Origin of the sequence: Halobacteriovorax sp. HLS (genome assembly GCF_004006665.1) — a bacterium.
Taxonomy (GTDB): domain Bacteria; phylum Bdellovibrionota; class Bacteriovoracia; order Bacteriovoracales; family Bacteriovoracaceae; genus Halobacteriovorax.
Window position 1 is genome coordinate 328,386 of record NZ_QOCL01000003.1, and the last position, 10,242, is coordinate 338,627.

At 35.7% G+C, this 10,242-nt stretch carries 14 protein-coding genes; 8 read left to right on the forward strand and 6 right to left on the reverse strand.

Features of this window, described 5'->3' with window-relative positions:
* Positions 1–41 precede the first annotated feature (41 nt).
* From DPQ89_RS06240 to DPQ89_RS06250, 3 genes are read left to right on the forward strand one after another with little or no spacing between them, the layout of a single operon-like run.
* Positions 42–374: an SWIB/MDM2 domain-containing protein gene (locus DPQ89_RS06240; protein WP_127716059.1), complete on the forward strand. Its 333-nt coding sequence runs from the start codon at positions 42–44 to the stop codon at positions 372–374.
* 46 nt (positions 375–420) lie between these two features.
* Positions 421–852 (forward strand): YcgN family cysteine cluster protein, encoded by a 432-nt coding sequence (locus DPQ89_RS06245; RefSeq protein WP_127716060.1) that lies wholly within the window; start codon positions 421–423, stop codon positions 850–852.
* Positions 853–895: 43 nt separating this feature from the next.
* Positions 896–1,594, forward strand: a complete 699-nt coding sequence (locus DPQ89_RS06250) for a penicillin-insensitive murein endopeptidase (protein ID WP_127716061.1) — start codon at positions 896–898, stop codon at positions 1,592–1,594.
* On the opposite strand, the gene DPQ89_RS06255 is transcribed toward DPQ89_RS06250, so the two are convergent.
* Positions 1,589–2,341 (reverse strand): N-acetylmuramoyl-L-alanine amidase, encoded by a 753-nt coding sequence (locus DPQ89_RS06255; RefSeq protein ID WP_164848281.1) that lies wholly within the window; start codon positions 2,339–2,341, stop codon positions 1,589–1,591. The two genes, DPQ89_RS06250 and DPQ89_RS06255, sit on opposite strands and share 6 nt — an antisense overlap.
* A 69-nt stretch (positions 2,342–2,410) precedes the next feature.
* On the opposite strand from DPQ89_RS06255, the gene DPQ89_RS06260 reads away from it, so the two are divergent.
* Positions 2,411–3,670: a hypothetical protein gene (locus DPQ89_RS06260; RefSeq protein WP_127716063.1), complete on the forward strand. Its 1,260-nt coding sequence runs from the start codon at positions 2,411–2,413 to the stop codon at positions 3,668–3,670.
* On the opposite strand, the gene DPQ89_RS06265 is transcribed toward DPQ89_RS06260, so the two are convergent.
* The 5 genes from DPQ89_RS06265 to DPQ89_RS06285 form a co-directional block, all read right to left on the reverse strand.
* Complete coding sequence (locus DPQ89_RS06265; protein ID WP_127716064.1) at positions 3,660–4,427, reverse strand: hypothetical protein; 768 nt, start codon at positions 4,425–4,427, stop codon at positions 3,660–3,662. The genes DPQ89_RS06260 and DPQ89_RS06265 overlap by 11 nt on opposite strands.
* Before the next feature lie 56 nt (positions 4,428–4,483).
* Positions 4,484–5,467, reverse strand: a complete 984-nt coding sequence (locus DPQ89_RS06270) for a succinylglutamate desuccinylase (RefSeq protein ID WP_127716065.1) — start codon at positions 5,465–5,467, stop codon at positions 4,484–4,486.
* Between the two features lie 3 nt (positions 5,468–5,470).
* Complete coding sequence (locus tag DPQ89_RS06275; protein ID WP_241558797.1) at positions 5,471–6,487, reverse strand: MBL fold metallo-hydrolase; 1,017 nt, start codon at positions 6,485–6,487, stop codon at positions 5,471–5,473.
* A gap of 54 nt (positions 6,488–6,541) precedes the next feature.
* Positions 6,542–7,042: an HNH endonuclease gene (locus tag DPQ89_RS18815; RefSeq protein WP_127716066.1), complete on the reverse strand. Its 501-nt coding sequence runs from the start codon at positions 7,040–7,042 to the stop codon at positions 6,542–6,544.
* Between the two features lie 112 nt (positions 7,043–7,154).
* Complete coding sequence (locus DPQ89_RS06285) at positions 7,155–7,958, reverse strand: serine aminopeptidase domain-containing protein (RefSeq protein WP_370350691.1); 804 nt, start codon at positions 7,956–7,958, stop codon at positions 7,155–7,157.
* Positions 7,959–8,045: 87 nt separating this feature from the next.
* On the opposite strand from DPQ89_RS06285, the gene DPQ89_RS06290 reads away from it, so the two are divergent.
* The 4 genes from DPQ89_RS06290 (at position 8,046) to DPQ89_RS06305 (ending at position 10,228) form a co-directional block, all read left to right on the forward strand.
* Positions 8,046–8,603 (forward strand): hypothetical protein, encoded by a 558-nt coding sequence (locus DPQ89_RS06290; RefSeq protein WP_127716068.1) that lies wholly within the window; start codon positions 8,046–8,048, stop codon positions 8,601–8,603.
* 41 nt (positions 8,604–8,644) lie between these two features.
* Entirely contained in the window at positions 8,645–9,148 is a 504-nt protein-coding gene (locus tag DPQ89_RS06295) for a hypothetical protein (protein WP_127716069.1), read from the forward strand.
* Between the two features lie 269 nt (positions 9,149–9,417).
* Entirely contained in the window at positions 9,418–9,891 is a 474-nt protein-coding gene (locus DPQ89_RS06300) for a fimbrial protein (RefSeq protein ID WP_127716070.1), read from the forward strand.
* Between the two features lie 82 nt (positions 9,892–9,973).
* Positions 9,974–10,228, forward strand: coding sequence for a hypothetical protein (locus DPQ89_RS06305; RefSeq protein ID WP_127716071.1), 255 nt, complete (start codon positions 9,974–9,976; stop codon positions 10,226–10,228).
* Positions 10,229–10,242: the final 14 nt, after the last annotated feature.

Sequence of the window (10,242 nt, forward strand, 5' to 3'; positions counted from 1 at the left end):
GAAATAATCTATCAAATTGAATATTTTTAAAGGATTAAAAAATGGCAGAAGAAGCAAAAGGTTTAAAAAAACCAGTTAAATTAAAATCAGATCTAGCGTCAATGTTAGGTGAAACAGAATTACCAAGAACAGAGATCACTAAAAGACTTTGGGATTATATCAAAGCAAATAAGCTTCAAACTAAAACTGAAAATGGTGCTGCTGAAAATGCAGGAAAGTATATTGTTGCTGATTCAACTTTACTACCAATCTTCAAGAACACTAAATCAACTAGTAAGTCTGGAAAGTTAACTGATCTTACTAATATGAAAGAAGGTGAAACTATCAATATGATGCAAATGGCAGCTGTTGTTGGTGCAAATATCGAGAAATAATTTCAATACTAGGGCCAGTTGAGCTCTTTAAGAGTAGGCTGGCCGTATGTTTTGGAAAGATAAGAAATTAGATCAATTTACTAATGATGAATGGGAATCTCTCTGTGATGGTTGTGGCAAATGCTGTTTACTAAAGCTTGAAGACCCTGACACTATGGAAATTGCTTATACCGCCTGTAGCTGTGATCAGCTTGATACCGATAAAATTCAATGTAAGCAGTATGCATCGAGAAGCCTTGTAGTACCTGAATGCTTGCAAATTACACCTAAAAATATTGCTCAGCTAACTTACTTACCTAGTACTTGCTCTTATAAACTTATTCATGAAGGAAAGGATCTTCCCGAGTGGCACCATCTTGTCTGTGGTGATGCTCAGAGAATTCATGAAATAGGCAGATCTATTAAGGATTACTGTGTTCCTGTCTCCCGTGTCGCTGAAGAAGATTGGGTCGATCTCATCGTTGAAATTGAAGATTAATTATTAGTAGTCTTTATAGGAAAATCCTTGTTAGAATTTCCTTATGAAAATATTTACTAAAATAATACTCCCTTTATCCTTTATGACCTCTGTATTTGCTTCTACTCCAATTGGCTATTACTCAAAAGGTAAAATTGAAAATTCTCAGTCTATAGACCAATTTAGCGGACACTTTGAAAAGTTGTTTAGAGGTAGATCGAACCTTTATGCTACTGAGTATCTTCTGAGTGATGTTGTTACTATAGCTGAAGATATTAAATCTAACTTCTCTGACGTTGAAAAGTTGCAGATTGGGGATATTTCTTCTCTTAATGGAGGCAATATTCCTCGCCATGCTTCTCATCAAAATGGACTTGATATAGATATAGTTTATTTAAGGGTAAATAAAACTCCTCAAAGTACAACTAATCCCGAGTGGGGGGAAGACTTTACGAATGGTAAAAAAGTTTCTAAGAACTTTTCTGTCCAGAGAAATTGGAAGCTCTTTACTAATATCGTATCTATGGGAAATGTTGGGCGTATTTTTGTCGATTGGAGTGTGAAGACTAAGTTTTGCGAAATTCATGGAACAAGTCAGGATCCTTTAGTTAAAGAAACACTAAGAAGATTAAGGCCTGCTAAGTATCATAAGACTCACTTTCATCTTAGGTTAGAATGTCCTAAAGATGCGCCTAAGTGCAGAAAGCAAGATCCTCCTGCAAATAATACAGGTTGTAACAATATGGAAGTAGATTCTCTATAGTAGGGGTGGTCTCTTCTTTACTTTGCCGAAGTAGTCTTCAACACCTTGAGCGATTGCTTTAGCATATTCTTTTTGAAATTTCTTTGTGCTCATTATTTTTAATTCTTTTTGATTAGAAATAAATCCAACTTCTAGTAAAATGGCCGGTCTCTTACTTAATGCCATGACGTAGAATAGGGCCGGTTTAACACCCCTGTCGATCATACCATACTTCTTAGGTAGAACTTTCGATAGTCTGTTATGAATTTTTCCTGATAGCTTTCGAGAGCTTGGTGCTGTTCGATCAATAACTAAGTCTGCAAGAATTTTATTTATAATAACTTGCTCACCTTGTGAGTTCTTATTTTCTACTTCTTCGACTTTCTTAACAGCTGCATCATCATGATTATCTAAGTAGAATGTCTCAAATCCCCTTGATGATCTTGATGTTGATCCATTGATATGAATTGAGATAAAGATATCTGCCTTTATTTTGTCTGCTAGAGCTGCCCTTTGTTCAAGGGTAAGTGTTCTGTCTACACTTCTTGTTAGGTACGCATTGTGATTTTTAGAGATAAGCTTGTGGGCCTCTTTAGCAATGGAAAGAGCAATATCTTTTTCGCACACAATTTTTAGGGTTTTCTTTACCCAGTACTTTCCTTTTGCGCCACAATCTTCTCCACCATGACCAGGGTCAATGAGTATAGACTTAGCACTGGAGTTATCCAGGGAAATTAGAAGAAAAAAGAACAGAGTAATGAATTTCATTAGATTTATTTTAATGTAAAATTCAACTTGTTGAAACATTTTATTTTAATTTAATGATATAATATCACTATGAGTTACATATTAGTCAATAAGAACGAATCCCATTCTAAGGCCATCTCACTACAGTTAAAAACTAAGTTCAGTATCGATATTATACTTTATACAACTCTAGAGCAGGCAAGGGGTATGTTGGAAATTCTTCCTGATATTAAGGGAGTTCTTTTACTCGCCTCAGTTTCAGCAAGTGATATGGAGTACTTTCTAAAAAAGACAGAATCTCTCGATTTTAAATTGATAGTTCCTAGAGAGCAACCCTCAGGTGAAAAATGTACTTTATGGGAAACAAATGAAGATCTAATTGACTTCATTGCCGAGCAGGAAAAGACTGAGCAGTCTACTGAGGGTGACTTTTGTAAGTTTCCTGTCAGTCATCTCAATATATTAAAGAGCGCTCCCGTGGATTACTATCTCATGATTGGAGACAATAGGAAATTTCTCAAAGTGATAAATAAATCAGATAGTGATTTTCAAGAAGCACTTTCAAAAGTACATGCTCGAAAAATTAAGTATCTCTACGTTCATAATGAAGATGTACCAATGATGCTTAAGAGTGTTGAGAAAATCTTTCATGACACTTCTGTCAAGAAGAAAGAAGTCGACTTTATTAAGGTTCAGGAGGAAGTCTACGGGCTCATGCAAAGTGTAGGACTATCTGAGTCAGCTCTTAATTTAGCTCAAGAATCTATTGAGGGAATTACCGATAGACTTAGCTCTAGTAAAGATACTAAGAAGCTATTAAATAGCCTATATGTTAATTCAACAAGTAAGTCCTATCAGTTAACGTATATGACCGCGGTAGTTAGTGTAAATCTTCTTTCTCAGTTTAGCTGGAGTACTAAGGAGATGAGAGTCGCCCTTATTAATGCTGCTTTCTTTAATGATATTAAGCTAGAGGGTGATGATGTTTTTCATCGCAATCTTGAGTCCATTAAAAATATAAAGGGGACCAAGAATATAGAGATACTCGAGCATGCTAGCAAAACAGCTGAATTCTTAGAAAAGACAAGTCTTTCACAATTGCAGCAGACGTGTAAGATTGTTAGAGAGCATCATGGTGAGCGTAGTGGCGTAGGCTTTAGTTATAACCTCTCAGGAATATCTAAGTTGTCAGATATCTTTATCGTAAGTGAGGAATTCTGTATCGATATGATTCACGCAAAAGGTGGGAAAATTAATATAGGCAATATTTTGAAATCCATTTCCCAGAGATACTCTGGGAAGTTTGTAAATGAGTACTGCCAAGCTCTTTTAAATATCTTTAAGGGCTAGTTAGAAGTTTTAGGTTCTCGTGCCATCCCCATCCTTGAACCTTTCTGCCTTTCAAGTGGTCTGTGTATTCGAGCTTTATCCATCCTTTTTTCTGATCTAGCTTGGTAAGAACTTGATTAGGAGAAATTGTCATTAGTACTTTAGACTTTGGAGAGTTTAAATCTCTAATATTTACGAACTTCGTCGTAACGTACTGGTCTAGTTTCTTTATAGCTTTGATTTCTGTGTTAATTTTCGCTGGTGCCTGAATAGTTACTGTTTTAGGTTCTGAAAATAATAAGGGGCCTAGAACCATTCCAAACAGAAGACAAATGGCCATGACTACATATAGGTAGTTACGTTTTTCTTTAATGAGTTCAAAACGAGTCTTCGTAATTTCTACATTAATATCCTGATCAAGTTTGTTCATTTCTTCAAAGTGAGTTAAATCTTCTAATTTCTTTTGAAGACCTTCAATTTGTTGAGGAAGCTCTGAGAGAGTTTCTAAAGTTTGAGTAAGTTTCTCATTCTTTTGTCTCTCTAATCTTAGAAATTCATTATTAATTGAGGCATCTGTAGGATAGTATTCAGTAGTAATCTGTTGGAACTGTGTCTTCGTCTGACTTATAGGTTTACCAATTTCGTTTGATAATAGGCTCGAGAGTCCCTTTGCCGGTGCGTCGAGTGTATTCTTTTGTAAAATTGAAGAAAGAGATTTTCCTCCAAGAGGTGTGTCTTCAATTGTTTCTTTGACCATGTCTTGAATATTATCTTTCATAACGTCCCTGTTAGAAAAAGTTGTATGTGTGAAAATATTCTATCTACTTAGATTTACTATGGCAAATCTTTTGCGACCACAATCAATGCGGCCCTTTCTCCAATTCTAACTTTACGATTAGGAAAGAGGATTTTTGATCCATCTTCTTTCGCTATGAAATCTCCATCATTATTAAAACAAATGAGCTGCTCTTTATCAAAGCTTGTAAAGTTTGGCGCGGTATCACTGAAGCTAAATTCAATGCTCTCAGCTCTCTTGTCTATGAGATCTGTAATAATGTAAGTTTCAATATTGTCCAAGTCGGTATGGTGTTTATAGGTTCCATCTATATACTGCCTAAGGGTTAGCTCAGTTTGTTCGAAGTCCTCTTTTTTATTTTCACCAAAAGGTCGAACCTTGCCTAGTTCAATAGTGTAGGAAGTCGCACCAAAAAGTTTTGCGCTGTGATAGGAGAAGGTCGTGGCCTCTCCATCATTAAAGATAACGGCCCTAACTCCTAGGTCGCTCAAAAAAGCGAGTTGTGATTTGTCGACATTCTTATCCATAGCTGAAGGGAATATAGCAAACTTTTCAATTTCAGAATCTCTTATCGCTGTATGTAGGTCATAGTGAAACTTGCGAGAACCTTCTTTAAAAAAGCTTTCGACACAATTAATCAGCACTTGTGCTCTTTGTGTTTCGTAATTACTTGATTTTCCTTCTAATGCCCCAGCAAATAGACGATTAAGATTTTCTTCACAAAATCTCTTTTCAATATTTATCGCTCTAGGGTTACCAAAAATAAAAAGGATATGTTTTTGTGACTTTATCTTTTCATAGTAAAAGTCTTGTACGATATTGCTTAAAATCTCAATTGGTGCCGTCTCATTTCCATGAATTGCGCAGCTTAAGATGACTTGTTCGTTAGATACTGTCCTTGGTTTATATTCGAGAACTCCAGTGTCATGTACAATCAATTGAAATTGATCAGTGTCCTTCCAAACAAATGATTTCTCAATTGATTGTTCATTATCTTGTGTCCATTTTAAAAAATTATCCATAACTTACTCAATCCTAAACTGCTGACCAAACTCCGGAGCAATGAAGCTCTTGTGATCAATTTTATATTTTTCCAAAGCCAGCTTTAACTCTTTGATAGGAGTGTCAATGGCCTCATCAGTTAATTGAAATGTTCCAAAGTGCATACCGATGCTAAATTTAGACTTTAGATCTATATGAGATTTAACCGCTTCTTCAGGGTTCATGTGTTGAGACTTCATAAACCATCTTGGCTCATATGCTCCAATTGGAAGAAGTGATATATCCATTGGACCGTAAACTTCTTGTTGTTCTTTAAAATGCTGCGAGTAACCTGTATCACTAGCAAAATAGATATTCTTTGAATGGTTTTTTATTATAAAGGAACCCCAAAGAGTTTTATTTCTATCAAAGAGGCCGCGGGCCGACCAGTGCTGACACTCTACAAAATGGTATTCAATATTTGAAAATGTTACCGACTCTCTCCAGCCTAATGATGTAATATTTTTTAGACCATTATCTTTTAAGAGTAGATCTACTCCTAGACCTACTATAAACCTTGGTTCATGGTCGCGGCCTAGCTTTTTTAATGTATCAATATCCAAATGATCATAGTGATTATGGCCTATCAGAACAATATCGATAGGAGGTAAGTCTTCATACTTTACCCCTGGCAGTCTTGTTCGCTGTGGACCGACCCAGCTAAAAGGGGAAACTCTTCTAGACCACACTGGATCGGTTAGTATATTGACTCCATCAATTTGAATTAAGAAAGTAGAGTGATTAATAAAGGTGAGTACAACTCCCTTATTTACCCGTTGTTCTTTGATTTTAACTGGGTTTACTTTGATTTCTTCTGGCCACTGCTGCCTTTTTCCTGAAAATTTCCATTTTAGTAAATCACTAAAAGACTTGTTAATCTTTTGATTCTTATAATGAAAATTCTCTCCATCATAGTAATCTGAAACTGGTCCTTTGTATGACGGCCCGCCGACGCAGGAAGATAAAATTAATATTGTAATTAGCGTAGTAAATAACTTCAAATATACTCCTTAGCAGTGGAGTATACTCATAAAAAAATTAGACGTCCATTGTCGCTAATTAGGCAACCAATTAAACCATTCTATAGGGTCATTCTCTTTGATGCGTAAGCACATTGTCGCTGACCAATTAGGAGTCTTAGGAGTATTGAGTAACTTAAAATTAGTTTCAGCTAATAGCTTTGCACCTTTTTGGGAGTTACATTTTTTACAGCAAGTGACTATATTTTCCCAAGTTGTTTGACCACCTTTTGATACAGGGTGAACGTGATCAAAAGTTAGTTCGGCAAACTTGAAACTCTTGTAACAATATTGGCAGGTGTAATTATCTCGAAGGTATATATTAAGTCGGGTGAATTTTACTTGGCGTCGTTTATGATGTTTATTGTGAAGTCGTAGAATCTTTGGAAGCGTAAAGCTCTGTGTTGTTGACCGAATCTGTTTATCGTCGTATTCGGTTACGACTTCGGCCCGCCCGGTCAGAAGGAGTATCATGGCCTTTTGCCAACTAATAATCCTAACCGGGAAGAAGGTGCTATCTAAGAGCAAGGTTCGCATAAAATACTCCTTTACTTCCCACTATTACTTAAATTTTAACACAAGTTTTGTTTAAAAAACAATCGGTGAAAGTCTTTCTTATTCTTACTTCTAAGTCTTTGTATTTTATGAGTTATAATTTGCTTAAGATTGTTTTTCTAATAAGCTGCCAACTCTCTAAACCAGCTGACTGAGGGTCTAGAGAGAGGTGATAGATTTTCTTACCTCTATCAAAAGGAGTGTTCTTTAGCTCAGTAAACTTACAGTTTTTTTTCATTTCACAGAGGTGCTTTGTATTAGTGTAGTCAACAAGTTCATCTCTGAGATCCATAAAAATAAAATTTTCAAGCTCGTCAGAGTATTTAAGTCCTTGGTTGAGTTCGTACATACTTTTATAGGCGACTAGTGAAGTATTAGATTGTGCTCGATAGTCTTCGTAATTGGAACTAGGGATATTGAAGGTAAAACCGAGTTTAAAAAGACCTGTTATGAATCCAACATACCATCTTGTTTTAAATGCTGGAGAAATGTGAAAAACCTTCGCAAATGGAGCTTTAAATTTTTCTACAGCATCTTGAATAAGAACACTTCCTAAAGAATAGCCAAAAGCATACATGGGAACTTTACTGTTTTTTGAAATAAGAAATGCTTGGCATAGTCCTTTATAAAAATCTTTACGCCATCGATCCGCGCTCACTGCTTCCCAGTTAGAGTTCTTAGTGTGTCCTGTTAGCTTGACATAGATCGGAGTAACTTTTCTTTCCTTAAAAATTGATCCAATTACTTCCATTTTCTCAGGATTTAAATTAAGTCCATGAGCGATAATAACGACTCCAGTAATATCTTTTTCTGGAAAGACGGTCTGTTTAGCGTTGTTACAGCTAAGAGCAAATATATTAGATGAAATAAAGAATATTAAAAGGCCGAGTGTTTTAATTGGGTATCCTAACTGTTTCTGACATCACTTGTCGTTTCTATTTTCGAAACCTAAACTATTTAAATATCTTACTTAAGGAGTAATTCGATGAAAAGCATTTTTAAGCTCGCTGTAGCATTCTCTCTATTATTTTCGGTCGCAGCTGAAACAGGTTTGTCAGCGGGTGATCAATTTCTAAATCACAGGCTTGAAGGTAATATTACTATTCTTTGTAGTGACAGAGGTCAGACGGACAGAGTTTATGTAACTTGTAGAGATAGTTATTTAACACCTTCTATGAGATCTAAGTTTGTTTATGATTCAGATGTACAAGCGGATAAGCTAGAGCTCACTTATACAAATAGTAGAGGTAGATCTAAGACTAAGTCTTCAAACGTTAAAGATAAAGAGAGCTCAAGAAACTTTAACCTATGGATTGGTTCTTTAACGCAAAGACCTCTTTTGAAGCCAGGTCATAACGAATTATCTTATAAACTTTTAAAAGGTAAAAATGTTACAGAGCAGGGAACTTTCACTGTGAATGTCGATCCTCAGCCTGTAAGGTACTGTCCATATAGAAGCTACTACTCAAGTTCTGCAAGTGATTGTAGAAATGCTAGCCTCGTTTGCGGTCGATACTTCCGTGAGCATAACGACTGTCAATAGTCTTGGAGTTGGCGAAGATTTCTCTTCGCCAAATTTAACTTATGAAAAAAATACTACTGCTTGTTTTACTAACGATTTCTTTTGCAAGTGCTGAAGAGATTGTTCATGAAGTTTCTAGAGGCCGTCACCATAAGGGTGGAGAAGTTAGAATAGAGACTGTCGACTCTAGTGCTGATCAATTTGTAGCGAAGCTAAAATATAAAATTATTAAAAAGTTCTACATACCTATTAGCAACTCTAAACTACAAGGAGAACTCTCTCAGGAGTTACCGACAAGTTTTGCAACTCTAGAAGGATATGAATCTTTGGAAAGAGATGGAGAGTTAGACCTCGAAAAGGCCACAATAAAATTTGTCAAAAGGACTGATGTTGGTCAGTACTACGACAGTTTCGAGTTTCAAATACTACCAAAGAATGGTAAGTGGAAGGCCACTATCTGGTATCATCCTGACGTCGAAAGTCTAGGTTGGCACCGAAGTGAGATTACAATCTACGCCATTCCTGTCCTGGGTCAATATAATGTATCGAGCTCTCTAAAAAACTGACTAAACTTTTGATAGTTGGCAAAGGCCTAACTTTGCCGACATAAACCTGACAAAGCTGACAGTAAATTAACCATAAACTACTGTATTTATTCAAAATAATCCCTTACTATATATTTAGATAAAGAAATTGATAACGGTTGTTACTATTTCTCACTGTCTATTTTTTTATCAATTTGTTTGATAGAATTGTATAAACCTTAAGCGATAGAGTTGGCATAGTTTTTGGATAATAAAGTTCAGAAATATTTACTCTAAAATAGGAGAGACATATGAAAAAATTAATAATGGCAACAGTTTTAGCATCAGTTGTTTCTGCTCCAGTTATGGCAGCAACTCAAGGAACATTACTTTTACAAGGTCAAGTAGACCAGGTTTTATCTTTAACTGTTAATCCGGTAGCAGGTCATGACTCTCTTGATTTAACAGCTAGTCCAGTAGATTTAAATGTTGCGTCTGTTAATGAAGTATCAAACGCTGAAACTGGATATAAAATATTAGTTAGATCTGCAAATGCAAGTAGCCTAAAGAATGGTACTGCGGACCAAGTAGACTACACTCTTTCATATGGAAATAGTGGAGCACTTACTCTTACAACGACAGACCAAGTTGCTAAATCTGTGACTACTGCTGGTACATATAATGTTGATACTGATGTAGATATCTCATACACAGGTAGTCCAGCTGCTGAACTAGTACAAGGTACTTACTCAGATACAGTTACTTTTACTATTCAAGCTAACTAGTTGATATAATAAATAAGTAGACCTTTTTACTCAAGTAAGAAGGTCATGTAACCGAGAAGCTCTTATAATAGGGGGTTTCTCGGTGAAACTATTTAAGCTATGTCTGTTTCTTTGGTTTTCTTCACCTGCTGCAAGTTATGCAGGTAGCTCGAAGCAGCTGTTCTTAAGAGCTATTGTTCGTCCAAATATCAACGTGTACTTTGATGAAAATCAGGGAATACGTGTCCATACAAATTCATATATTAAAAAATCAATTAAGAACTATAAATATTCTGGAAAGCTTAAAAAAGTGTCCTCAAATAAGAAGCTTAAACTCTTAGAAATCTCTATGAATTAGTTGTTAGACACAAT